The sequence below is a fragment of the Bacillus sp. V2I10 genome (assembly GCF_030817055.1).
Classification (GTDB): domain Bacteria; phylum Bacillota; class Bacilli; order Bacillales; family Bacillaceae; genus Bacillus_P.
Window position 1 is genome coordinate 449,960 of the sequence record NZ_JAUSYV010000001.1, and the last position, 25,589, is coordinate 475,548.

General features: G+C 41.0%; 23 protein-coding genes and 2 pseudogenes. 20 read left to right on the forward strand and 5 right to left on the reverse strand.

Annotated elements, in window-relative coordinates; all coding sequences use genetic code 11:
* Positions 1-138 precede the first annotated feature (138 nt).
* From QFZ72_RS02460 to kdgT, 7 genes and pseudogenes are all read left to right on the forward strand, one after another.
* Entirely contained in the window at positions 139-1,449 is a 1,311-nt protein-coding gene (locus QFZ72_RS02460; RefSeq protein WP_307428952.1) for a cytochrome P450, read from the forward strand.
* A 99-nt stretch (positions 1,450-1,548) separates the two neighbouring features.
* Entirely contained in the window at positions 1,549-2,781 is a 1,233-nt protein-coding gene (locus tag QFZ72_RS02465; protein ID WP_307428955.1) for a DEAD/DEAH box helicase, read from the forward strand.
* A gap of 5 nt (positions 2,782-2,786) precedes the next feature.
* The gene (locus QFZ72_RS02470) at positions 2,787-3,059 is read left to right on the forward strand and encodes a protein kinase family protein (RefSeq protein ID WP_307428957.1); all 273 of its coding nucleotides are present in this window, start codon (positions 2,787-2,789) and stop codon (positions 3,057-3,059) included.
* An 18-nt stretch (positions 3,060-3,077) separates the two neighbouring features.
* A pseudogene (locus QFZ72_RS02475) lies at positions 3,078-3,692 on the forward strand (phosphotransferase family protein); the annotation flags it as partial.
* 340 nt (positions 3,693-4,032) lie between these two features.
* On the forward strand, positions 4,033-4,863 hold the full coding sequence (gene kduI / locus QFZ72_RS02480) for a 5-dehydro-4-deoxy-D-glucuronate isomerase (RefSeq protein WP_307428959.1): 831 nt from the start codon (positions 4,033-4,035) through the stop codon (positions 4,861-4,863).
* Positions 4,864-4,892: 29 nt separating this feature from the next.
* The gene (kduD, locus tag QFZ72_RS02485) at positions 4,893-5,669 is read left to right on the forward strand and encodes a 2-dehydro-3-deoxy-D-gluconate 5-dehydrogenase KduD (RefSeq protein WP_307428961.1); all 777 of its coding nucleotides are present in this window, start codon (positions 4,893-4,895) and stop codon (positions 5,667-5,669) included.
* Positions 5,670-5,788: 119 nt separating this feature from the next.
* A complete protein-coding gene (gene kdgT, locus QFZ72_RS02490) occupies positions 5,789-6,787 on the forward strand; it encodes a 2-keto-3-deoxygluconate transporter (protein WP_307428964.1) in 999 nt (332 codons plus the stop codon).
* A gap of 147 nt (positions 6,788-6,934) precedes the next feature.
* Here kdgT and QFZ72_RS02495 read toward each other — a convergent pair whose 3' ends face one another.
* Complete coding sequence (locus QFZ72_RS02495; protein ID WP_307428966.1) at positions 6,935-7,696, reverse strand: IclR family transcriptional regulator; 762 nt, start codon at positions 7,694-7,696, stop codon at positions 6,935-6,937.
* Positions 7,697-8,051: 355 nt separating this feature from the next.
* Between QFZ72_RS02495 and QFZ72_RS02500 the strand changes: the two genes are divergently transcribed.
* From QFZ72_RS02500 to QFZ72_RS02510, 3 genes are all read left to right on the forward strand, one after another.
* Positions 8,052-8,894 (forward strand): aldo/keto reductase, encoded by an 843-nt coding sequence (locus QFZ72_RS02500; protein WP_307428969.1) that lies wholly within the window; start codon positions 8,052-8,054, stop codon positions 8,892-8,894.
* A gap of 278 nt (positions 8,895-9,172) precedes the next feature.
* Positions 9,173-9,796 carry a DUF4004 family protein gene (locus QFZ72_RS02505; protein ID WP_307428972.1) on the forward strand — a complete coding sequence of 208 codons (624 nt, stop codon included), beginning with the start codon at positions 9,173-9,175 and terminating at the stop codon, positions 9,794-9,796.
* 15 nt (positions 9,797-9,811) lie between these two features.
* Positions 9,812-10,594 carry a polymer-forming cytoskeletal protein gene (locus tag QFZ72_RS02510; RefSeq protein ID WP_307428973.1) on the forward strand — a complete coding sequence of 261 codons (783 nt, stop codon included), beginning with the start codon at positions 9,812-9,814 and terminating at the stop codon, positions 10,592-10,594.
* A gap of 402 nt (positions 10,595-10,996) precedes the next feature.
* On the opposite strand, the gene abc-f is transcribed toward QFZ72_RS02510, so the two are convergent.
* Together abc-f and QFZ72_RS02520 are read right to left on the reverse strand one after the other, a co-directional pair.
* On the reverse strand, positions 10,997-12,547 hold the full coding sequence (gene abc-f, locus QFZ72_RS02515) for a ribosomal protection-like ABC-F family protein (protein WP_307428975.1): 1,551 nt from the start codon (positions 12,545-12,547) through the stop codon (positions 10,997-10,999).
* A 168-nt stretch (positions 12,548-12,715) separates the two neighbouring features.
* Complete coding sequence (locus QFZ72_RS02520; protein ID WP_307428978.1) at positions 12,716-13,063, reverse strand: DUF1801 domain-containing protein; 348 nt, start codon at positions 13,061-13,063, stop codon at positions 12,716-12,718.
* A 95-nt stretch (positions 13,064-13,158) separates the two neighbouring features.
* Between QFZ72_RS02520 and QFZ72_RS02525 the strand changes: the two genes are divergently transcribed.
* The 6 genes from QFZ72_RS02525 to qoxD all read left to right on the forward strand — a co-directional run bounded on the left by QFZ72_RS02525 (position 13,159) and on the right by qoxD (position 20,123).
* On the forward strand, positions 13,159-13,419 hold the full coding sequence (locus QFZ72_RS02525; RefSeq protein WP_307428981.1) for a hypothetical protein: 261 nt from the start codon (positions 13,159-13,161) through the stop codon (positions 13,417-13,419).
* A 104-nt stretch (positions 13,420-13,523) separates the two neighbouring features.
* On the forward strand, positions 13,524-15,701 hold the full coding sequence (locus QFZ72_RS02530; RefSeq protein ID WP_307428984.1) for a DNA topoisomerase III: 2,178 nt from the start codon (positions 13,524-13,526) through the stop codon (positions 15,699-15,701).
* Between the two features lie 439 nt (positions 15,702-16,140).
* Entirely contained in the window at positions 16,141-17,199 is a 1,059-nt protein-coding gene (gene qoxA / locus QFZ72_RS02535; protein ID WP_307428986.1) for a cytochrome aa3 quinol oxidase subunit II, read from the forward strand.
* 20 nt (positions 17,200-17,219) lie between these two features.
* Entirely contained in the window at positions 17,220-19,166 is a 1,947-nt protein-coding gene (gene qoxB / locus QFZ72_RS02540; protein ID WP_307428989.1) for a cytochrome aa3 quinol oxidase subunit I, read from the forward strand.
* Positions 19,167-19,180: 14 nt separating this feature from the next.
* Positions 19,181-19,822, forward strand: coding sequence for a cytochrome aa3 quinol oxidase subunit III (gene qoxC / locus QFZ72_RS02545; protein ID WP_307428992.1), 642 nt, complete (start codon positions 19,181-19,183; stop codon positions 19,820-19,822).
* The gene (gene qoxD, locus QFZ72_RS02550) at positions 19,812-20,123 is read left to right on the forward strand and encodes a cytochrome aa3 quinol oxidase subunit IV (protein WP_252202836.1); all 312 of its coding nucleotides are present in this window, start codon (positions 19,812-19,814) and stop codon (positions 20,121-20,123) included. The genes qoxC and qoxD overlap by 11 nt, the downstream gene beginning before the upstream one ends.
* A 56-nt stretch (positions 20,124-20,179) precedes the next feature.
* On the opposite strand, the gene QFZ72_RS02555 is transcribed toward qoxD, so the two are convergent.
* A complete protein-coding gene (locus QFZ72_RS02555) occupies positions 20,180-20,467 on the reverse strand; it encodes a spore morphogenesis/germination protein YwcE (RefSeq protein WP_307428996.1) in 288 nt (95 codons plus the stop codon).
* Between the two features lie 318 nt (positions 20,468-20,785).
* Here QFZ72_RS02555 and QFZ72_RS02560 point away from each other — a divergent pair, with 318 nt between their 5' ends.
* Entirely contained in the window at positions 20,786-21,733 is a 948-nt protein-coding gene (locus tag QFZ72_RS02560) for an ATP-grasp domain-containing protein (RefSeq protein ID WP_307429000.1), read from the forward strand.
* Positions 21,734-21,838: 105 nt separating this feature from the next.
* Here QFZ72_RS02560 and QFZ72_RS02565 read toward each other — a convergent pair.
* A pseudogene (locus QFZ72_RS02565) lies at positions 21,839-23,135 on the reverse strand (YjiH family protein).
* Positions 23,136-23,384: 249 nt separating this feature from the next.
* Here QFZ72_RS02565 and nfsA point away from each other — a divergent pair.
* The 3 genes from nfsA to QFZ72_RS02580 all read left to right on the forward strand — a co-directional run bounded on the left by nfsA (position 23,385) and on the right by QFZ72_RS02580 (position 25,476).
* Entirely contained in the window at positions 23,385-24,134 is a 750-nt protein-coding gene (gene nfsA, locus QFZ72_RS02570) for an oxygen-insensitive NADPH nitroreductase (RefSeq protein ID WP_307429003.1), read from the forward strand.
* 59 nt (positions 24,135-24,193) lie between these two features.
* Positions 24,194-24,856 (forward strand): type 1 glutamine amidotransferase domain-containing protein, encoded by a 663-nt coding sequence (locus QFZ72_RS02575; RefSeq protein WP_307429006.1) that lies wholly within the window; start codon positions 24,194-24,196, stop codon positions 24,854-24,856.
* A gap of 170 nt (positions 24,857-25,026) precedes the next feature.
* Positions 25,027-25,476: an Lrp/AsnC family transcriptional regulator gene (locus tag QFZ72_RS02580; RefSeq protein WP_307429009.1), complete on the forward strand. Its 450-nt coding sequence runs from the start codon at positions 25,027-25,029 to the stop codon at positions 25,474-25,476.
* Positions 25,477-25,589: the final 113 nt, after the last annotated feature.

The window sequence follows — 25,589 nt, forward strand, 5'->3', positions numbered from 1 at the left end:
CCCTTATTAAGATGTACAGTCATTATACTATCATTCACAAAATAAAAATAGAACTCTCTCTGAAAGCATTCCCTGAATCTGATTAATTTACAGGGCTGCTGTATACTAGTAGTAACGAATTTGATAAGGAGCATCGATATGACTGTACCTTTAGGCGGAAGCCAGCTGCGGAACTATATAGAATTTCGAAAAGACCCTCTCCTTTTTCTTTTAAATACCCATACACAAGGGGACATCGTTGCTATAAATCCACATTCAAAGAATACATCTTACATAATCCATTCCAGAGAAGCTGTTAAGCAGATTTTAACTTTAAAAGAAGAGTATTTTGAAAAAGGTTCTTCTGCACGGACACTTGGGAAAACACTTGGAAACGGTGTTTTAACAAGCGGGGGCGAGGAGCATAGACAGCAGAGGAAAATGATGCAGCCTGCCTTTCACAAACGAAAAATCACCGGTTACGCAGAAACTGTAACCTCAATGACTCAGGACTTGATCAGCTCATGGGAATCTGGAGAAACGAGGCCAATACATGAAGATATGATGAATTTGACGCTTCGGATCATCGTCAAAACAATGTTTGGAGTCGAGCTTTCTCCAAATACAACTCATATTACTAAAGCGGTAAGCGATATCATTGAAAAAACGGCTAAATCCTTGCTGACTCCCTTTCCTCCCCCTGATTTTTTGCCTACTGCTCAAAATAGAAACTACAAAAAGGGAGTCAAAACACTGGATGAACTGGCTGATTTTCTAATTGAAGAAGGAATGAAACAGTCTTCAGGAGATGACCTTATGTCTTTACTTCTTGAAACAAAATATGAAAACGGTCAATCTTTATCAAAAAAAGAAATAAGAGATCAAATTGTCACGATATTAATTGCAGGACACGAAACGACTGCAAATTTATTAACGTGGGTCTTTGCCCTTATTGCCAAACATCCCAATGTTGAGGAAAGAATGCTGAGTGAGCTGGGCTTTTTTGGCAACAGCTTAAAGTTTGAAAATCTAAAAAATTTGCCTTATACCAATCAAGTTATACAGGAAGTACTAAGACTTTATCCTTCTGCGTGGATCATGCTCAGGGAGGCAAAGGCGGATGCTGAAATCCTAAATGAGACATTTAAGAAAGGCTCCATCTTCCTGATCAGCCCATACGTCATGCACAGAAATCCAGCTTATTTCACTTCTCCAGAAGAATTTATGCCTGATCGTTTTTCGAAAGAAAAGAAAGATCAGATTCCGATGTACGGATATTTTCCGTTTGGAGGAGGCTCTAGAGGATGCATTGGAAGCCAATTTGCCATGATGGAAGCTGTGCTGATCTCTGCAGCAGTCCTAAAGCATTTTCGTTTAGAGTTTCCAGATGAGAAGCGAGCTCTGAAGCCTGAACCGCTTGTTTCTCTCCGCATCAAAAACGGGATTCATATGACTGCATTAAAAAGATAAACATATTTTCTGGGAAATAGAGGATTACTTGTCTGAGTTTTTTCATGAAATACAGTGTACAATAAGAATCTAAGCAACGACGGATAATAGAGAGGATATATGAGAAGAATGACGTTTTCAGCATTAGGAATTTCCGATAGATTAAGTAAAGAACTAAAGCACCAAGGTATTTCAAGCCCTACTCAAATTCAGGAGAAAGCAATTCCTGCTGTCCTTAAAGGTGAGGATATTATAGCGAAAGCCCAGACAGGAACGGGAAAGACGCTTGCATTTGTTCTGCCCATTCTTGAAAAAATCAATACGCAGGATAAAGCAGTTCAGGCGCTGATTATTACTCCGACCAGAGAGCTTGCCATCCAAATCACGGCAGAAATAAAGAAGATTACAGACAGACTGAATGAGGCAGGAGTTCTTGCCATTTATGGAGGACAGGATGTGGAGCGTCAGATTAAGAAACTGGGGCGCGGCATTCACATTGCTGTAGGGACACCAGGCCGCATCCTGGATCACATAAGGAGGGAGACAATTGATCTCTCAAAAGTATCCACGCTTGTCCTTGATGAAGCTGATCAAATGCTCCAGGCAGGCTTCCAGAAAGATATTGAAGAAATTATAGCCCAAACCTTCGATTCCAGACAGACACTGCTGTTTTCAGCGACAATTACGAATAAAGTCAGAGACTTGTCCAAGCAATATATGACAAATCCCAAAGATATTACGGTTCAGGAAAAGCAGATTACTGTTGAAAAAATTACTCAGCTTGTAGTTGAAACGAACGACAGGGCTAAGCAGGCGGCTCTTTTTCGCTTTTTAGACGAGCAGCGTCCCTTCCTTGCGATCATCTTTTGCAGGACGAAAATAAGGGCAGGCAGACTGTTTGATGCAATGAAGGCTCGGAAGTATGCAGCAGAAGAGCTCCACGGCGATTTATCACAGGCTAAAAGAGAAAAGGTGATGAAACTTTTTCGCGAAGCCAAAATTCAATATTTGATTGCCACAGACGTAGCAGCACGAGGACTTGATGTAGAAGGGGTGACCCATGTCTATAACTATGATATGCCTCTCGATGCAGAAACGTATATTCACCGGATTGGAAGAACGGGAAGAGCCGGTGATGAAGGAGTGGCTGTAACATTTGCCGCGCCAAAAGATATGGACGACCTCCATACCATTGAAAAGGGGATTGCGCTAAAGCTTCCGAGACAAAAGATTGACATTCCCTCTTCCGAATACACATCTCAGCCCAAAAACAAAGATCAGGTTTACCGTCCTGAAAAAGCAAAAAGAGGATCACAATCCAATCGAGGAAAAGTACCAAGAAGGCCAAGGTAAATGCTGTGGGAAATCCTTGGTCTCCAGAACAAACGGTATCAGAGTCCCTGGCGGAAAAGCTAATCACAAAAGATTTTCCCGAGCTTCACTCTGTTCATGCGAAACTGCTCGGAAAAGGATTTGACAATACGGTATTCAAAGTAAACGGATGTTATGTTTTCAGGTTCCCGCGCAGGCAGATTGCTGTCGATTTACTGCAAACAGAAGAGCGGCTTCTGCCCATGCTGCCTGACATGGGAATAGCGATACCAGTACCTATTTTCAGCGGTTCCCCTTGATTTGACTATAAATGGCCATATCTTGGCTATTCTTTTCTGCCAGGCCAGCCTCCAGCTGAATTAACGGAAAAGCAGCGCACCAGCATGGCTATTCCATTGGCGAGGTTTTTAAAAACCCTTCATGCAATTCCTGTTGATAAAGTACTGATGGCGGGAGTTAAGTATGATTGCCTCGGAAGACTTGATATGAACAAACGAATTCCGAGGCTAAATGAAACTGCAGAAAAGCTGTACAGTCTTCGTCCGGAAAGTGATACTATCAAGCAGCTGCAGAAATATGCAGAGATGCTTGTCCCAATTGGTGAAGCATCTGAAAAGTGTCTAGTGCATGGAGACTTGCATCTAAGAAATATCTTAGTGAACGAAAAGGGTTCACTGACTGGCATCATTGACTGGGGAGATACTCATATTGGGGATCCTGCCATTGATTTGTCAGCTGTTTACAGCCTTCTTCCCTTAGAAGCAAGGTCCTCTTTTTTTGAAGAATACGGGCAAATAAGTGAAGAAGCGTCTGAATTAGCACGATTTAAAGCTGTTTATACCCTTGCCGTTCTCCTTATCTATGGCATCGATCTGGAGGACTGGAAACTGACAAGAATTATTGACAAAGCATTAAAGCATGCGATGAGTTGAAGGCTAAGCCCTTAAAATGGGCTTGGTCTTTTTTTTATGCTAGGTATGTTCATAAGCTAAAAGGTGCAAGTCCGTAAAACAATAGTCTAACTTGTTTCTTAAAACCTTTGACTTTTTTTGAAAATCCCTCTAGCTTTCTAAAAATGAAAGCGCTATAATTATATTATGGAACGTTGTACCACGATGTGGAACAGTGTAAATCTAATATAGCGTTTGTAATGATTTCCCTCGTGAAAGGGATGACATCATCAAGGACAAGTATTAAAGATCAGTAGATGAATTAGCTGTTATTTGAAAGCGTTTTAAAAAATTATATGCAGTATAAAAGGAGAGAGAAACGGTGGAAATTAGATATTCTACACATCCGGAGCACGCAAAAACTTTCACAACGGAACAGATTCGAGAGCATTACCTGATTGAGGAGTTATTTGAAGAAGGAGAAATTAAGCTTGTTTACTCCATGGAGGACCGGGCGATTGTCGGCGGAATATCTCCTTTGGAAGATGTGATTGCTTTAAAGGGCTATGACGAGATTAAGGCAGATTATTTCCTGGAGCGCCGAGAAGTGGGGATATTCAATGTAGGCGGATCTGGAAAAATTAAAGTTGATGGTGAAACGTATGAAATGAAAACAAAGGATTGCTTATATGTAGGAATGGGGAAGAAGGAACTGCTATTTGAAAGCAATTCCGCCGCAAATCCAGCGAAGTTTTATTTGTTTTCTGCGCCGGCACATAAGGAGTATCCGACTCAACAGGTCGCTTTTAATGACATTGAGGGAGATCGGATGGGCTCGAATGTGAATGCGAATGACCGGGTGATCAAGCGGATGATTCACGAGGAGGGTATTCAGAGCTGCCAGATTGCGATGGGAATGACGAAGCTCCATACGGGAAGTGTGTGGAATTCGATGCCGACTCATACGCATAACCGCCGAATGGAAGTGTATCTGTATTTTGATTTGGATGAGCAGGACAGAATGTTCCATATGATGGGAGAGCCCGATCAGACTCGTCATATTGTCATGAAGAATGAGCAGGCGGTCATTTCTCCTCCATGGTCAATTCATTGCGGTGCTGCAACGGGCAGCTACACGTTCATCTGGGCGATGGCCGGAGAGAACAAGACGTATCGGGATATGGATGCTGTAAGTATGAATGAACTGCGATAAACAAAAGATTCGGGGGAGGTGCAGGTAAGATGAGTATGAAGGATTTTTCATTGGATTATTTTAAGCTGACAGGAAAGACAGCGATTGTGACAGGTGGAAATTCAGGACTTGGGCAGGCCTATGCGGTGGCACTTGCTAAAGCGGGGGCAGATTTATTCATTGCTGCCCGAGGTGCGAATTGGGAAGAGACAAGATCATTAATTGAAGAAACAGGCATGAAGGTTCATTTCTTTCAGGCAGATCTGTCTGAAAGAAATAGCGTGAAGCAAATAGTGGATGAGTGTATAAAGGTATACGGGAAGATTGATATTCTTGTCAACAATGCCGGAACGATCCGAAGAGCTCCGCTGCTTGAGTATACGGAAGAGGATTGGAATGCTGTGATGGATGTCAACTTGAACTCGGTGTACTTTTTAAGCCAGGAAGCGGCAAAGGTCATGGCCGAGCAGAAGCGGGGCAAGATCATTAATATCGGCTCAATGCTCTCCTTCCAGGGCGGCAAGTTTATTCCGCCTTACACGGCGAGCAAGCATGGAGTAGCGGGTCTTACGAAAGCGTTTGCGAATGAATTAGGGGCACATAATATCCAAATCAACGCCATTGCTCCTGGGTATGTCGAGACGGCGAATACTGCCCCAATTCGTGCTGATGAGCAACGGAATGCAGAAATTATTTCTCGTATCCCGGCAGGAAGGTGGGCATCGACCTCGGATTTGATGGGGGCTGTCGTCTTTTTAGCAAGCAGGGCTTCTGACTACATGAATGGGCATGTTCTGGCAGTTGACGGCGGCTGGCTCGCACGGTAAGAGGCGAAACGGGCAATAAATGTGTTCAGTTCTACAGAGAATAGTAAGAATATTAAAACATCATGAATCTACCGAAAAGATTTGCTTAGGACATTAACTAATTGGAAGGGTAGAGAGATATGAAAATTATGAAAACGATTGAACGAATTCCAGGCGGTTTAATGCTTGTCCCGTTATTCCTTGGTGCCATTATCCATACTCTGGCACCTGGATCTGGAGAGTATTTCGGTTCATTTACCAACGGCCTGATGACAGGAACGGTGCCAATTTTGGCGGTTTGGTTCTTCTGTATGGGTGCGAGCATTAATATTAAAGCGACGGGTGTTGTGCTGCGGAAATCTGGGACGCTTGTGGTAACCAAAATTGCCGTTGCTTGGGTCGTAGCAATTGTGGCATCTGCTTTTATTCCGGATGGAGGCATTCAATCGGGGCTCTTCGCCGGTCTATCCGTTCTGGCGCTAGTTGCGATGATGGATATGACGAATGGCGGCTTGTATGCTTCCATCATGCAGCAGTATGGAACGAAGGAAGAAGCAGGAGCATTTGTTTTAATGTCGCTTGAATCCGGACCGCTTGTTACGATGCTGATTCTAGGGACAACAGGCCTCGCTGCTTTTGAACCGCAGGCGTTTGTCGGGGCTGTCCTGCCATTCCTGATTGGGTTCATTCTTGGAAATCTCGATACCGATCTGCGTGAATTCTTCAGCAGAGCGGTGCACGTAATGATCCCGTTCTTTGGCTTTGCGTTAGGGAGTTCGATTGATTTAACGGTTATAGCAAAAACGGGTCTTGCTGGAATCATTCTAGGAATTTTAGTCATTGTGGTAACAGGCATCCCATTAATGCTTGCAGATAAATTCCTTGGCGGCGGAAATGGAACAGCAGGTCTTGCTGCATCCAGTACGGCGGGTGCCGCGGTAGCCAATCCAATGATTATCGCCAATATTAAGCCAGAATTCTTGCCAGTAGCAGAAGCGGCTACGGCATTGGTAGCAGCCTCTGTAATTGTGACTTCCATATTGGTGCCGATTCTTACGGCCTACTGGGCTCAGTTTATGAATAAGAAAAACAACCGCAATAAAATAATTCTGCAGGGAGATAAGAAAGCTTCCGTGTAATAGACGGATAAAGGAAGACATATACATGGATGTCTTTCTTTCTTTTCATTAATTGAAGAAAATCTTAACCAAAAGTTATCTGGAATCTCTTCAAACTCATTAGCAAAAAAAAGCCGCAATCCCGACATATGGATTACGACTCACTTTCTAGCCAGTATAGCCCAGGTTCCTTGAGATTTCAATGCTGCACTGCTTCATTTTTCCAATCAGCGTAGTTTCGATGAGTTCGGGAGTTACACGGTTGTTTGGTCCGGAAACACTGAAGCTGGCAATGATTTTGCCATTATGGTCAAAGATTGGGAAGGCGATGCACATGAGCGAAGCTTCATTTTCTGAGTTGTCCAGGGCATAGCCTTGAGAATCTACCTTTTCGATTTCTTCCAGGAATTCTTCCTTAGATGTAATGGTAGTAGGAGTTTTAGGAATAAACTTCATTTTTGAAATTGTTTCATTCTTTTTATCCTGATCCATTCCGGATAACAGCACTTTACCTACCGCGGTACAATAGATTGGTGCGCGGCTGCCGATTCGGGAATACATCCGGATGGTCTGATTGCTTTCTATTTTATCAATATATATCACTTCCCCGCGGTCCTCTATGCACAAATGAATCGTTTCGTTCACTTCCTGGCATAGTTTTTCCAGAAAAGGCTTTGCTATGGTGACAACATTTATGTTGTTGATTAAGTTCCTTGAAAGAAAAAGAACTTGAAGGCCAATTTTGTATTTGTCAGTTTCTTCATCTTTAATCGTATAGTTCATGTTCGTTAAAGTGGCAAGCAATCTATGAACTGTACTTTTAGTTAGCCCAACTTGCTCAGCTAAACGCGAGATTTGAATGCCTTCTGGATATTCGGAGAGCTTGTTTAATAATGTGAGAGCCCGTTCGAGTGATTGAACATTCGCCATTTTTTACGACCTCTTTTGTTTTGTGATTTGGTAGTATGATGATGTAAGCGCTGTTGTCCTTTATGATACGGTATAGAAATAACTTTGTAAATTTAAATTAGGAAATCTTATTTGGATGTAACATTGACACCTAATTGGAGGGAAGATCACGTTATTAACATGATAAATGCATTAAGAAGAATGGCAGGATGCCTGATGCATTAGTCGCAGGAGCGGATGAAGAGGCAGAGGCAGTTAAAAATCAGAAGCAGTTAAAATTCAGAAGCCAAATATGGTGGAGAATGTTCAGTAAGTAAGAGGATTTGAGTTCCACTTAGGGTATATAGTAAGTGATTTATAAAGGGAGGACGAAGAAATGAAACCAGCTAATTTAAAAGACAGCGTTATACTAAGCAATGGAGTGAAAATGCCATGGATGGGACTGGGTGTTTTTAAAGTGAAAAATGGAGAAGAAGCCGTTCAGTCCGTTAAAGCTGCCATCAAAAACGGATATAGAAGCGTGGATACAGCTGCGATATATCAAAATGAAGAAAGCGTCGGCCAGGCGATCAAGGAGTGCGGAGTTCCAAGGGAAGAATTGTTTATTACAACGAAGCTCTGGAACAGTGAGCAGGGGTATGAATCTACATTGAATGCGTTTGAGACAAGTATGAACAAACTTGGACTTGATTATCTTGATCTTTATTTAATCCACTGGCCTGGAAAAGATAAATATAAAGAAACATGGAAAGCATTCGAGAAACTTTACAAAGAAGGACGTGTACGTGCAATCGGCGTCAGCAATTTTCAGATTCATCACCTTGAGGATCTAATTGCTGCCGCTGAAATAAAACCGATGGTCAATCAGGTAGAGTTTCACCCGCACCTCACTCAAAAAGACCTTATGGCTTACTGCATAAAAGAAGAAATCAGACTCGAAGCCTGGTCCCCTTTAAAGCAGGGCCAGCTGCTGAATGAACCTGTTATTGAAAAAATCGCTAAAAAATATAATAAATCGATTGCTCAAGTGATTTTACGCTGGGATCTCCATCATGAAGTCATCACGATCCCTAAATCCATTAAAGAACAGCGGATTGTTGAAAATGCTGATATATTTGATTTCGAACTAACCTCAGAAGAAATTGCAGAAATCGATGGTCTAAATCAGGACAGCCGTGCCGGTTCACATCCTGATACGATGAGTGTAGGGTTTGAGTAATAAATAGTGATTCACATAAAAATGGACTTCTTTTCAATTGGGAGGTCCATTTTTTGTTGGCTCTTTTCGTAAACTTTGTTGTTTTTCCCTCTTTTTAACTATGGAATTAATTGAGCTTTAAAATGAGTGAGGGATACTAAGGAAGAATGAGTTCAATAAAATGAACTCAGTTCTTTTTTGTTCAAGTAAAGATTACAGATATTGTTTACAACAAAACAATGTTATGTTACATTAAGTTATAACGTAACAATGTTTTGTTCTTTGAAAGGAGCCTGCATGTGGAACAAGAGACCATTTCAAAAAAAGAATTGCTTGAACTAACGGGAATATCATATGGACAGCTGTACAGGTGGAAAAGAAAAAATATCATTCCTGAAGATTGGTTTATAAAAAAATCAAGCTTTACAGGACAGGAAACCTTTTTTCCAAAAGAGAAAATCTTAAAGCGGATTGAAGCCATCAAGGATATGAAAGATGAGTATTCTTTAGATGATCTATCGGCATTCTTTTCTCCTCGTCCGGCGGATGTGGCACTATCAGCAGCTGCGCTTCAGAAGAATAAGGTTATAAAATCAGAAACCATGACAGCATTCAAATCAAGGTTCGTGAATGAACGTTTTGATTTTAACTCTATCCTCTTTTTAACAGTTGCCGAGGAAGTGATGAACAGTAAAAAACTTGAGATCAGACAATGTGAAGAACTGCTTGATTTTATGATGAAAAGGTATAAAGAAGTTGAAAACAAATCAAGTGAACTTATCGCATTTCGAAAAAAAGACGTCATATTTTGGGTTTTCATCAGCCCGCCGGTCCAAATTATAAGCGAGTCTGAAACATTTATCAGGATCAGCCTGGGAGAATTAGTGAATCAATTAAAGCTTCGGCTATCTGTTATTCATTAAAAAGGAGAGATTAAAATGGAACAGTCAACCAAATTACAGGATTTAAAGATAAATGGATCTGGCTCTGCAGGCGGCGGACATTTTCAAAACGTATCCATAAATGGCAGCGGCAAAATAAATGGAGATGTAGAGTGTGTTCAGCTAAAGATCGATGGCTCTGGAAAAGTTGAAGGCAATGTAAAAGCAGAAAGCATCAAAATTTCAGGATCGTCCTCTTTAAAAGGCGCGATAGATGCCCATAAAGTGAAAATTAATGGAAGTACAAAGCTTGAGGATCAAGTAACAGCACAGGAACTCACTGTAAATGGCTCTGCAAAGATGCTGAAGGATGTAAAGGTAAGTCAGTTAACGATAAACGGTTCAGGCAAAGTTCTTGGAAAAATCAGTTCTGAGCGGATCGAAGTAAACGGCCTGTTGACAGCGGAAGGCAATTGCGAAGCAGAATTCTTCCGTTCAAACGGCGTTATTCAGGTCGGAGGACTATTAAGCGCTGATGATATACAGATTAATGTGGAGCATATTTCTAAGGTGAAGGAAATTGGCGGCGAGAAGATTACGGTCAGCAATGAAAAGTCTTTTAATCTATTTAGGCGGCTGTTTCAATTCTTAAAATCAGACCCTTGTCTTCACACGGAGGTTATTGAAGGAGACAACATCCAGCTTGATTTTACTAAAGCTAAGTTAGTTAGAGGAAATCACATAACGATCGGTGAAAATTGTGAAATAGGAACAATTGAATATACAGGAACGCTTGAAGTGCATCCAAAAGCTTCTGTACACGCGTCCGTGAAGGTATAGCAAAAAACGGGTAAGAAATCTCCATCCGATTAAGTTCGGGCAATAAGAGTGCAAATCGGTTAGTTCCGCCTGTTCAGAACTTTATTTATAGCCGATTTCAAGATTTTACTAGCGGAAATTCAAATTTTATTAGCCGATTTTTTAAAAATTATAGCCGGTTTGAAGCCGTTAATAGCGAACCTCATTTTTCGCCAGTTTTCATATAGCGGAAATGATGGATTATTCGCCAAGACAACTATGTATCAGCAAAAATCTCTATTTATTTGCAAAGTAGACTTATTATAGAAATCGGCTGTTATATCCCTGGTTAAACTCATTACCCAGCGCAGAAAAATAAAAACACCCGGCATACCGCGTCTAAGCGGACATCATGCCGGATGTTTTTTTGCCAATGTAAACTTCTTAAGCCTGCTCCGCCCATTCCTCAACGTTCCAGACCTTTGTAATCCAGTCTTCGTAGAAGTCAGGCTCATGGCATACGAGAATGACTGTGCCTTTGTATGCTTTTAATGCGCGCTTTAATTCTTCTTTGGCTGTTACATCCAAGTGATTGGTCGGCTCATCGAAAAGGAGCCAGTTGCTTTCATACTGGAGCAATTTGCATAAGCGGACTTTTGCCTGCTCTCCGCCGCTAAGCTGATTTAATGGACGGGATATATGCTCATTCTTCAAGCCTACTCGTGCAAGCATCGCACGAACCTGATGCTGATCAAGGCCGGGGAATGCATTCCAGACGTCATCAATTGGCGTAATATTCTCTGCTTTTACTTCCTGCTCAAAGTATGAAGGGAAAAGGAAATCGCCAAGCTGGATCGTACCGCCTAATGGATTTATTTTTCCTAAGATTGTTTTGAGGAGAGTAGATTTTCCTACTCCATTGCACCCGACAATCGCAATTTTTTCTCCGCGTTCAATGGTCATTGAGAGCTTTGGAAGAAGCGGGTGTGTATATCCAATTTCAACGTCTTTACCTTCAAACACAAATCGGCTGCTTCCTCGTGATTCTTTAAATTCAAAGGTCGGCTTCATCGCTGTTTCAGGACGGTCAATCCGGTCGATGCGGTCCAGCTGTTTTTGACGGCTTTTTGCACGTCCGGTAGTTGAGTAGCGCGCTTTATTTTTAGCTATGAAATCTTCCTGCTTTTTAATGAATTCCTTCTGCTTTTCATAAGCATGAAGATGCTGGTTCTTATTGATTTCTGCAAGCTCCAGGAATTTTTCATAAGTAGCCGTATAGCGTGTCAGCTTGGAAAATTCCAAGTGGAAAATAACATCAACGACCCCATTCATAAATTCAGTATCATGGGAGATCAGCAAAAATGCGCTCGGGTATTCTTTCAGATAATGGCTCAGCCACTGGATATGCTCAACATCTAAATAGTTGGTAGGCTCATCCAGAAGAAGAACCTCAGGCTGTTCAAGCAGAAGCTTTGCCAAAAGAACCTTAGTCCGCTGTCCTCCGCTCAGTGCAGATACGTCACGGTCGAGTCCGATTGCATCAAGGCCAAGGCCGCGTGCTGCTTCCTCTACCTTAATATCCAGGGAATAGAATCCGCCGGCATCAAGGTGATCCTGAATTTCCCCCATTTTCTCAAGCAGCTCTTCCAGTTCTTCTGGACTCGCACTGCCCATAAGTCCAATGACTTCGTTCAGTTCTTCTTCTTTTTTATATAAAGGCAGGAAAGCGTCTCTTAAAACGTCTCTAATTGTTTTCCCTTTTGATAACACAGTATGCTGGTCAAGGTACCCGTAATGAACGCCGGGTGTCCATTCCATTTTGCCTGAATCATGGATCAGCTCTTTCGTAATAATGTTCATCATGGTCGATTTCCCAACACCGTTTGCGCCGACAAGACCAACATGTTCACCAGGCAAAAGTCTGAAGGAAACGTCTTTAAATAAGGTCCGGTCGCCAAAGCTGTGGCTTAACTTCTCAATTGTAAGTAAACTCATAATCTATTTAACCCTCCGCTGCATTCTAAAATATTCATTCTTCCATCATACTAAATCCTTATGTTTTAAGCTATACCGGAAAGCCGGAACATTATGGCACAACTGCATAATCCCATTAAGCTTGCTTATAAACAAAAAAAGCAGCGTTTCCGCTGCTACATGACATGCTTATTCATTTAAATCTTCGAGCATATTATCGATGCATCTTAAAATGGTTTGCTTAGAGGTTTGTGAATTTTCTTTTATAATAATACAGGTTTTCCCTGTAATACGGGTTGCAAGGTCTTCATGATAGGCTGCTACGATGTTCGGATTCATTACATAAAACATGAGACCTTCTTGTCTGCTGGCATAGCCGACAAGGGGCTCACTGTCCATGTAATAAACGGGAAATCCATATTCAAATCCTTCTTTTGCCCCAGGCAGGGCTGAAAGAATCTTAGTCCGGAGCACATGCATATCCTCCAGATGTTCTTCATTTGCTTTGCGGAAATAAAACTGTACTTCTGAGTGCATCAAGGTACCTCACTTTCTGCTTGTCAAAATCATGAATCTCTTCTAATTATGGTAACATAAAAGGGGAAATTGGTTTAAGGCAAAGGGCAAAGAGGATGAGAGAAACGGATTTAGCCATGTATTTTGACAGATTTACACATATAGAAAAAATAGATAAAGGTTTTTCAAGCGACTTAAAATTTTTAGCTGTTTGCATAAGCGCTTTCTACAAAGAAAGCGGTATTCATTTAGAATATGGCGAGAAAACAATAAGGTTCATCGATGAAAACTTATGCATCGTCCCCGCGTTCTTTTACATGATGATTTCCATCCTGCCAATTTTTATAGTCAGAAATAGAGAGGTGCAGGCTGCATAAGATTTAACCGCTAAGATTTTAGTGATTCCGATCATGGTGGTTCAAATCTTTCGGCAGTATTTTGTGATACCATATAATATCGAATGAAAGTGAGGAATGTGACTATGGGAAAAATCATCGTACTTGCAGAAAAACCCTCTGTAGGGAGGGATTTAGCAAGAGTTTTACAATGCGGAAAAAAAGGCAACGGATACTTTGAAGGCAGTACGTACATTGTTACCTGGGCGCTTGGGCATCTTGTGACGCATGCAGATCCTGAGGCTTACAGTGATTCTTATAAAACGTGGAAAATGGAAGACCTTCCGATGCTCCCGAAGGAACTGAAGCTTGTCGTTATTAAAAAAACAAGCAAACAATTTCACGCAGTTAAAGCTTTATTAAACCGGAAAGACGTAACGGAAATCGTCATTGCAACAGACGCAGGACGGGAAGGCGAGCTTGTTGCAAGGTGGATTATTGAAAAGGCTCATGTTCATAAACCGATTAAGCGACTTTGGATTTCATCTGTAACGGATAAAGCCATTAAAGAGGGATTCAAAAAGCTGAAAAACGGCAGAGAATATGAAAATTTATATTATTCTGCAGTCGCGAGAGCAGAGGCTGACTGGATTGTCGGCATGAATGCTACCCGTGCTTTGACAACAAAACACAATGCACAGCTTTCATCAGGCAGAGTTCAAACACCTACACTTGCCATTATAGCCGAGCGGGAAAATGAAATTAAGCAATTTAAACCGAAGGCCTATTACGGTTTAAAAGCAAATACAAGCGCAGGCCTGCATCTTGTATGGCAGGATGCAAAAACGAAGGATATTAAGACATTTGATAAAGAGAAAATCGATTCATTGGATAAACAGCTTGCTGATAAGGACGCAGTGATTATCTCTGCAGACAAAGCTTATAAGAAGACTTTTTCTCCGGGCCTCTACGATTTAACAGAGCTGCAGCGCGATGCAAATAAACGTTTTGGCTATTCTGCAAAAGAGACTCTTTCCATTATGCAAAAGCTGTATGAACAGCATAAAGTTCTGACATATCCGAGAACAGACTCCCGTTACCTCAGCTCAGATATTGTCGAAACGCTAAGCGAAAGAGTAAAAGCATGCGGGGTAAAGCCATATGCAAAAGCAGCGATGAAAATTCTTCAAAAACCAATAAAGGGCAATCCTTCATTTGTAGATGACAGCAAGGTATCTGATCACCATGCCATCATTCCGACAGAGGAAACGGTGATTGCGTCTGCCTTCAGTGATAAGGAAAGAAAAATATATGATCTGGTTGTCAAACGGTTCCTTGCTGTTTTATCTCCCCCTTTTGAGTACGAACAAACAACCATTACTTGCAAAATTGGACAGGAAACGTTTCTTGCAAAAGGAAAAGTGGTTCTTTCCCAAGGTTGGAAGGAAGTTTATGAGTTTGAAGCGGATGAAGAGAAGGAAGGCCTCGCAGAGCAGAAACTTCCTGTACTGAATAAAGGGGACCTTTTAAAAGTACAGTCCATTACTCAGACAAAAGGAGAAACGAAACCGCCTGCACGCTTTAACGAGGCAACTCTGTTGTCTGCTATGGAAAATCCGGCGAAATATATGTCAGGCAATGCTGATTTAAAGAAGGTCATTGGTGAAACTGGGGGCCTTGGAACGGTAGCAACCCGTGCAGATATTATCGAGAAATTATTTAACAGCTTCCTAGTTGAAAAGAAAGGCAAAGAGCTTTTCGTCACTTCAAAAGGAAGACAGCTGCTGGACCTTGTGCCGCAGGATTTAAAATCACCTGCGCTTACAGCTGAATGGGAGCAGAAACTGACCCAAATCGCAAAAGGAAAGCTGTCAAAGCAGGCCTTCATCCAGGAGATGAAGGGGTATGCGAAGACTGTCGTACAAGAAGTGAAAAACAGCGATAAGAAATTCAAGCATGATAACATCACAGGACGAAAATGTCCTGAATGCGGTAAGCTTCTGCTTGAAGTGAACGGAAAAAAAGGTAAGATGTTTGTATGTCAGGATCTAGAATGCGGGTACCGCAAAGGAGTGTCACGGACAACAAATGCAAGATGTCCTGTCTGCCACAAAAAGCTTGAACTGAGAGGCGAGGGCGAAGGGCAGATCTTTGTCTGCGGATGCGGTCACAGGGAAAAACTTTCTGCGTTTACAGAAAGGAAGAAAAAAACCCAAAACAGCAAAGTATCCAAAAAAGAAGTCGCGAATTACATGAAAAAGCAAAATGATGAGCTTTCAAATCCGGCTTTAGCAGACGCTCTGTCAAAATTAAAATTTGATTAATGGAAAGCAGTCTTGGTTTTAAGCTGAGACTGCCTTTTCATGCTTTCACAGAAATTTACAGCGAGTCTTCTAAACTGAGAGTTTGGAAGACTCTTGTTAGTTTGATCACATATAGAAATGGGTAAAAAAGGTTTGACAAATCGACTGTCTAACTTATCCTTAAAAAGAAAAATTTTCATTAAAGCACTTTCAATTCCAATAAATGAAAGGAATTACATAAATATGACTAAAGTATGATAAAAATGTGACATTTGTTTGAACGACTGATGAAATTCTCGTGACATTTAAGAAATGGCATCACATCTGGAAGCTAGCTCTGCTAGCATATAGAGGAAAAAGAAAACGAAATCATCGTTTTTCTGAAATAATTTAAAGGCATGCACTTTTAGCATCCAGATTATAGTGAATCAGTTATTAATTAGGAAGGAAGGTGAACCTGGTGTTCAAGCTGTTTAAACCATTTTTAGCGTTAGGTCTATTACTCTCTGTTTTTTTACTCGGCGGATGCAGTGAACTCGTCATCCTAGATCCGAAAGGGCCAGTTGCAGCTGCACAAAGTGACCTTATTCTCTTGTCGATAGGTTTTATGCTATTCATTCTTGCTGTTGTTTTTGTTCTGTTTACTCTCATTGTTGTGAAGTATCGTGAGCGCAAAGACAACATGGAATATGAACCGCCTGAAATGGAAGGAAGCAAATTCCTTGAAATTGTATGGACGGTTATTCCAATCATTATCGTTATTGCACTTTCAATTCCTACAGTGCAAACCATCTATGCACTAGAAGAGGCTCCTGAGTCTTCAAAAGACAAGGCACCTTTAGTCATACATGCTACATCTGTTGATTGGAAATGGATTTTCTCTTATGAAGAAGAGGGGATTGAAACGGTTAACTACTTAAACATTCCTGAAGATCGTGCAGTTGAATTTAAATTATCATCTGCTGATACGATGACAGCATTCTGGATTCCTCAATTAGGGGGACAGAAATATGCGATGTCAGGAATGCAGACAAAGCTTTTCCTTCAGGCAGATGAGCCTGGAACATATGCAGGACGCAATGCAAACTTTACAGGTAAAGGCTTTGAAAGACACACATTCAATGTAGAAGCTATGCCTGAAGAAAAATTTGAAGACTGGGTAGAGAAAACGAAAGACTCTGCTCCTGAATTAACACAGGATCAATATGATCAGTTAATGCTTCCGGGAACAACAGGAAAAATGACGTTCTCTAACACTCATCTTGGCTGGGTGGATCACTCCAAAGACTCAGAATATGCAGTAAGAGTCCGCGAGCAATCCGGATATGAATTGCACAAGCATGATGAAGTCGATCATTTAGAGAAATTAGATCCAAATAAAGAAATGAACATCGATCATTCTATTAAATCAGAAGGTCATTCAGAACATGGAGAAGACCATTCCGTACATGAAACAGATCATTCAGAACACGAATCAGAAGAACAGACTGAAGATCATTCAGCACACGATTCTCACTGAGAAGGGAGGAAACACCAACTATGAAATGGGATGAATTTATTGTAACCGGCGATCCGTTAATTTTAGGAGCACAGATCTCGATTTTATTAACTTCGATTGCCGTTGTTTTCGTACTCACTTATTTTAAAAAGTGGAAATGGCTCTGGACAGAATGGATTACAACTGTCGACCATAAGAAGCTTGGAATTATGTACATCATTGCTGCAATTCTGATGCTGTTCCGCGGAGGGGTTGATGCGCTGCTTATGCGTGTTCAGCTTACGCTGCCGGAATCAGAGTTTTTAAATGCACAGCATTATAATGAAATTTTTACAACACACGGAACAATTATGATTATCTTTATGGCGATGCCATTCCTGATTGGATTAATGAACGTTGTTGTTCCTCTGCAAATTGGAGCTCGCGATGTGGCATACCCATATCTTAACTCCTTAAGTTTCTGGACATTCTTTATTGGTGCCATGCTGTTTAACATTTCATTTGTTATTGGCGGATCACCTGATGCAGGCTGGACGAGCTACACGCCTCTCGCTGGAGCAGAAGCAAGTCCTGGACCTGGACAGAACTATTACCTCCTCGGTCTTCAGATTGCCGGGATCGGTACACTTTTGACAGGTATTAACTTTATGGTCACAATCTTGAAGATGCGTGCACCGGGTATGACGCTTATGCGCATGCCGATGTTTACTTGGACATCTTTAATCACTTGTTTGATTATCGTGTTCGCTTTCCCAGTATTAACGGTTGCACTTGCATTGATGTCGTTTGACCGATTATTCGGAACAGCGTTCTTCACCCTTGAGAATGGCGGTATGCCAATGCTATGGGCAAACTTGTTCTGGATTTGGGGACATCCAGAAGTTTACATTGTTATCTTGCCGGCATTCGGTATTTTCTCAGAAATTATTTCGACGTTTGCAAGAAAAACCTTGTTCGGCTACAAAGCGATGGTTATCTCCATCGTAGCGATCTCTGGCTTGAGCTTTGTCGTTTGGGTCCATCACTTCTTTACAATGGGTTCAGGAGCGCTTGTTAACTCATTCTTCTCGATTACGACAATGGCGATTGCCATACCAACAGGTGTTAAAATCTTTAACTGGCTCTTCACGCTTTATAAAGGAAGAATCAGATTTACTGTACCAATGCTTTGGTCACTTGCGTTTATTCCAAACTTCGTAATCGGCGGGGTAACAGGGGTTATGCTTGCGATGGCTGCAGCAGATTATCAGTATCATAATACGTACTTCCTAATTGCACATTTCCATTACGTATTAATTGCTGGTACTGTATTTGCATGTTTTGCCGGATTAATTTTCTGGTATCCAAAAATGTTTGGTCATAAATTGAATGAAAGAATCGGTAAAGTAAGCTTCTGGCTCTTTACAATCGGTTTTAATATTTGCTTCTTCCCGATGTATTTCTTAGGTTTAGCAGGTATGCCTCGCCGTATCTCAACGTACGGTGCAGCAGACGGCTGGACTGGACTGAATGTTGTTGCATCTATTGGTGCAGCAGGAATGGCATTAGGATTCGTTGTTCTTGTTTATAACATCTACTACAGCTTCCGTTACTCACCACGTGAGCAAACAGGAGATGCATGGGATGGACGTACGCTTGAATGGGCTACAACAACAATGATTCCGCCTCACTATAACTTTGCGGTTACACCTGAGGTTAAGGGTCTTGATGCATTCTGGCATATGAAAATGGAAGAAAAAGAAACGGGCAAGAAAAAAGAAGTAGAATACAAACCGATTCACATGCCTAACTACTCAGGCAGACCGTTTATCATGTCTGTGTTCTTCGGAATCAGCGGTTTCGCACTAGTTTTCCACTGGTGGATTCCGGCAATTGCAGGTTTAATTGGAATTTTCGCTTGCATGATTCTTCGCTCGTTTGAACAGGATCATGGTTTCTATGTAAGTGTTGACGAAATAAAAGAAACAGAACAAAAAATATCTGTGTAAAGGAGGCGTGAATTATGGAACATGCACATCATCATGAAGAACATGATCCAAATTTGCCACTTGAATATCAATCGGAAATTGGCCGATTGAATATTCTGGGCTTCTGGATCTTCTTAGGTGCTGAAATTGCGCTGTTTGCAACGCTCTTTGCCACCTACTTTGTATTAGCGCCGATGACAGCAGACGGACCTCTGCCAACTGATCTTTTCAAGATCGAAGGCGTACTGATTATGACGTTCCTGCTGTTAACAAGCAGTTTCACATGTGGTCTTGCTATTCACGAATTGCGTCGTCATAATCAAAAAGGCGTTATTATGTGGACCATTATCACATTGGCATTAGGTTTAGGCTTTGTCGGGTATGAAATTTATGAGTTTGTAGAATATGTTCACCATGGTGCTACATTGCAGGCTAGCGCAATGTGGTCTGGATTCTTCGTTTTGGCAGGAACCCATGGACTTCACGTCACTATCGGGATATTCTGGATTAGCTTTATCTTAATGCAAGTAAAGAAACGCGGGTTAACACCTCAAACATCTGCGAAGCTGTTTATCTCAAGTCTTTACTGGCATTTCCTAGACGTTGTCTGGATTTTCATCTTTACTGGAGTGTACTTGCTCCTTATGATGGGAGGATTAAGTCCACATGGCCACTAATCAGCAAAAAACAGCAGAGGGTCACAACCACTTTCCTTGGAGTCACGTAATTGGTTTTATCTCCTCGATCGTATTGACACTTGTAGCTTTATGGCTTGGATTATATACTGATTATGCATTATCAGTAAAAATCGCTGTTGTTTTCACACTTGCATTCCTTCAGGCTGGCATCCAGCTATTTATGTTCATGCATATGACGGAATCAGAAAGCGGAAACGTTCAGGTAGTCAACACAGCTTTCGCGATCTTTGTTGCAGTAGTAACAGTTCTTGGATCTGTATGGGTTATGAACGACCATTAAAATATAAATCAAAAACACCCTGACCAATTTCGGTCAGGGTGTTTTTGCATGATTGTTTATTTAATGAGATCGAGATTGTTTTTAGGGTCGTCTGTTTTGCGTTTGATAATTGGTTTTGCATAAATGAGATAGGCTGCAACATGTGCAAAAACTAGATTAATAAAGAATAGAGAACCTCCAAATACGTGCATGGCCATATTCAGATCCATTGTTGCATACATGCCGAAGTACACCCAAAGCAATAAAATAAACGGTATATGAAGGAGTGCCAGATTTTTACGCTGATCCCACAAGAATAGCGGAGTGGCACTTACAATAAGTAAATATACGAAAAATACATCCATTTTTAACAACTCCCTTTTACATAGTTCTTGTCAACGCTTACATTATTTTAATTGTGACAAACTGATAAACACTTTGTGAACGTTTTGTTACAATTAGTATATCATACCAGTATTAAAATTCCAGTACTTCTAACTATTTCTTGTAAATAAATTTTGAAAATACTGAAAATAACACTTTTTTTAATTACGTCTTAATGTCATCGGAAAAATTCAGGCAAAATCCAACTTTACTCAAGGCGGCAGTTAATTGACAGATAATTGATAGATATAGTAGGATTACACTAATTTATAACGAATAAATGGGTGGGGGATATCAAATTGAGTAAAGTTTACATCATTCATGAAAACAAAGAGTGGACGGTTCACCTGACAAAAAGGCTGGACGAGCTTGAGGTGCCCTATGAAGAATGGCATTTGGATCAGGGCATGATTAACTTATCTGAAGCACCTCCGGAAGGGATTTTTTATAACCGGATGAGTGCATCTTCTCACACCAGGGGTCACCGATTTGCTCCAGAACTTACGGCATCAGTATTGTCCTGGCTTGAAAGACATAACCGCAGAGTATTTAACGGCAGCCGCGCGATTCAATTAGAAGTAAGCAAGGTTGCTCAATATATGACATTAAATGAACACGGGATCGAAACGCCAAAAACGATCGCCGCTGTTGGTAAAGAAGCAATTATAAACGCAGCCAAAGAATTTGAGGGACAGCCGTTTATTACAAAGCATAACCGGGCTGGGAAAGGTCTTGGAGTTCAGCTGTTCCATTCAGTGGAGGCCTTGAAGCAATATGCTGCAGGTCCCAATTTTGAAGAGCCTGTGGATGGCATTACGTTAATTCAGCAATACATTCAAGCTCCAGAGCCATATATCACCCGCTGTGAGTTTGTAAACGGCAAGTTCCTTTATGCTGTGCGTGTGGATACTTCAGAAGGCTTTGAGCTCTGCCCTGCTGATGCATGCCAAATTGGAGACTTGTTCTGCCCTGTTGGTGAAGAAGTGCCGGAAAAACCGAAATTTCAAATTGTAGAAGGTTTTAATGATCCGATCATCTCTAAATATGAAAGCATGCTGGAAGCAAACAATATTAAGGTAGCTGGAATCGAATTCATCCGCGATGAGAACGGAACCATTTATACGTACGATATAAATACAAATACAAACTATAATGGTGATGCAGAGGCAGCAGCAGGGAAGTACGGCATGCTTGAGATTGCCAAGCTGCTTAAGGCTGAATTGGAAAAGACAGCAGTGACGGCTTAAGATCTAAGAATGCTGAATCATCTATAAAATGATAAAAAACTGCAAAAAAAAATAGGAAATCAAAAAACGCACGGACTGAAAAAGGTCCATGCGTTTTTTGAAATTTTAAAACAACATATGTGCAATTCCGACAATAACTGGAAGTGTAATGACTGTTCGAAGAAGGAAAATAATCACTAAATCTTTAAATGAAACCGGGATTTTCGAACCTAACAGCAGCCCGCCGACTTCAGACATATAAATAAGCTGGGTAACAGAGACGCAAGCTATTATAAATCTGGTCATTTCACTCGTAATTTCACTCGCTAATACAGTAGGCAGAAACATATCTGCAAATCCAACAACAAGTGTTTTGGATGCCTCTTTTGCTTCTGGTATTTGCATCAATTCAAGCAGGGGAATGAACGGCATCCCAAGCCAATCAAATACCGGTGTGAACTCCGCTGCCATTAATGCAAGAGTTCCAAGTGCCATGACAATCGGGGCAACACCCATCCACATATCAAGGACATTCTTTGTTCCATCTTGAATGAAAGAAATGACACTCTTATTTTTATCTGCCTGAACAAGTGCCTGTTTATAGCCCCAGCTAAATGGAGTAAATCCTTTAGGCACAGCTTCTGTGATCTTTTCATCCTGACCTTGATAGTAATTATCAGGTTTAGTGGACAGTGGAGGAATTCTAGGCAGAACTAAAGCTGCAATAATTCCTGCAAACGTAACAGTTAAATAAAATGGAACAAACATGTGTCCAAGGTTTACCTGAGAGATGACAACTAAACTGAAGGTAATCGAAACGACAGAGAAACTTTGTGCCAATAATGGCAGCTTCACGTTTCGTATAAAAGCCTTCTTCGTACTGCTTACTTGTCAGCAATACGCCAATTGTTCCATCGCCAAGCCAGGATGCGACGCAATCAACAGAGGATCTGCCCGGCAATTTAAATACAGGTCTCATAAACTTGGCAAGCAATGAACCAAAAAGCTCAAGCAAACCGAAATTCAGCAATAGAGGCAGCAATAATCCTGCAAAAAAGAATACTGAAAATAAAATCGGAAGAAGATCATTTAAGAGAAGTCCACCGGTATTTTCAGACCAAATCCATTCAGGTCCGATTTTAAATAAAGTCAGAACGGCAAAGACAGCTCCAATCAATCGGGCGAAGACCCATATTACAGGAACATCGAACAAAGCTGTAAAGAAGGGGCTTCTTTTAACAAAACCAGGTTTAGCTGTCTTTGCAATAAGAGTACCTATTAAAGTTAATATAATGATGACTGTCATAATGGCAGGCAAAAATTCACCAAGTGCCTTCTGAAGAATCCCAGAAAGGATGGCAATTGGAATGGTAACCTCATCATTATATTTAAGTGGAACCATAAATAATAGAATTCCAAGCATAGAAGGGATGATAAATTTCACTGTGCTTTTAGTCTGTGATGTCAATAGGTGTGCTCCTTACTCTAGTACATATTTATGTAACGTGTGTTATTTTAATACAACTTGGCGGAAACGCCAATGCTTTTAAGCAAATTTCCTGTATTTTCACGTATACAATACCCTGTACAAAACTTACTTAATCTTATTAACTGCAAAATGATCAGAACTTAGGTAAGATAGTTAAAACAAATAATAAAGGAGACCCGAATAATGAACCAAGTAATTGACACGATTTTATCCCATCGCTCAATTCGAAAATTTGAAGAAAAACCGCTCAGCAATGAACAAATCAAAACAATCATTGAATGTGCCCAGGCAGCTTCGACTTCTAGTTTTATTCAAGCGTATTCCATAATTGGCGTGAAAAATCCAGCAGCTAAACAGAGATTTGCAGAGCTTGCAGGCAATCAGTCTTATGTCGCCCGGAACGGACATTTCTTTATTTTTTGCGCAGATCTGCATCGCCACGAAGTATTGGCTGAGATGGAAGGCGTGAACTTAGATGAAACGCTCGAGAGCACAGAGAAATTCATGGTGGCTGCAATAGATGCTTCGCTTGCAGCACAAAATGCAGTCATTGCAGCTGAATCGATGGGACTTGGCGCCGTTTATATCGGAGGATTGCGAAACAGCTTAAACGAGGTCTCAGAACTGCTTAAAACACCAGACAGAGTCGTGCCTCTATTTGGACTTGCTGTTGGCTATCCGGCCCAAAATCCGGATAAAAAGCCAAGAATTCAGCCGGAACATATATACCATGAAGAAGCTTACGAATCCGACGGCGGAAAATATATCCGGCAATTAGAAGACTATAATCGCGTCATCTCCTCCTATTACCATGAGCGGACTGAAGGAAAGAGAACGGATACTTGGACAAGTCAAATGGCAGCCATGCTTTCTAGGCCGACGAGAATGTATATGAAAGAGTTTGTTGAATCAAAAGGGTTTAATAAAAGATAAGCCGGGAAAACTTACTTCGTATGAATAAATTTGATTTTACTCATGAAGGAGCGGTAAGAATGGCAGAAAAAATTTTAGTCGTTGTGACCACTGCAGAAAAAATTACAGATGAACATAAAACAGGCCTTTGGCTGTCAGAATTTGCTGAACCGTATGAGGAATTTACAGGGCATGGTTATGAGGTTACCGTAGCAAGTCCTAAAGGAGGAGACGTTCCTCTTGATCCCAGCAGCTTAGAAGGCGTGGAACAGGATATATGGTCAGAGCCCATCAGCAGGCTGAAAGATACTCAGATGCTGGATGACATTCAAGCAGATGAGTATGCAGCTATATTCCTTCCTGGCGGTCATGGAGCCATGTTTGATTTCCCTTCTAATAAAAAACTGCAGGAGCTGCTCGTTCATTTCGCAGAATCTGATAAAGTCATTGGCGCTGTCTGCCACGGTCCTGCTGGTTTCGTTGGCCCTGTCCTTTCAAATGGAAAACCGTTAGTGGATGGCAAACGATTAACTGGATTTACGAATGAAGAAGAAGCGGACACCAAATTGGATCAATACATGCCTTTTCTTTTAGAAACAAAGCTTACAGAGCTTGGTGCAGAATTTATGACCACTCCAAAATTTACTGAGCATGTAGAAGTTGACGGTAAGCTGGTTACTGGTCAAAATCCGCAATCAAGTACAAATACGGCAAAAGAATTTGTCAGAGTTTTATCAAAATAAACTGCTGAAAAAGACCTTATATGGTCTTTTTTTGTTGGTTTTTGTTTCACGTGGAACGTTTCACTTGAGAAACATTTAATGAAACACCTTTTTTAAAAAAGCTGCTGTGAGTATAATGAAATTATTATTTGGAGGGTTCGACATGGCTTCTAATGAAAGTGGTGGGGAGATTGAAAATAGATGAGACTGACCGGAAAATCATAAAATTGCTGACGGATAATGGCCGCATGTCCTATGTGGATATTGGAAAAGAGTTAGAGCTTTCCCGAGTTGCCGTAAGAGAAAGAGTCAATCAATTAATAAATGAGGGTGTAATCGAAAGATTTACTGTAGTCGTCAATTCAGAGAAGGTTGGCAAGTCTGTATCTGCATTCTTTGAAGTGGATTGTGAGCCTGCCTTTTTACTAGAGGTTGCTGAAACGCTTGCAGACAATCCTAAAGTCGCGAGCTGCTATCAAATGACAGGACCGAGTACTCTTCATATGCACGTGCTTGTTGAGGATTTCACGGCTCTTGAAAAATTCATTAATCATGAGCTTTATGCATTAGAAGGGATAACGAGGGTTGAGAGCCACATCTTACTCCGCAGATTTAAGAGCAGGAATGGACTGAAATTATAGAGTAGTGAGCTGTTTACGCATCAAATAGATTGAATATTTAACATATTCAGATATAATCTAAAATAGGAGATGGATATGACATAAGTTAACTATAAAAAGAAAGATGCTTAACA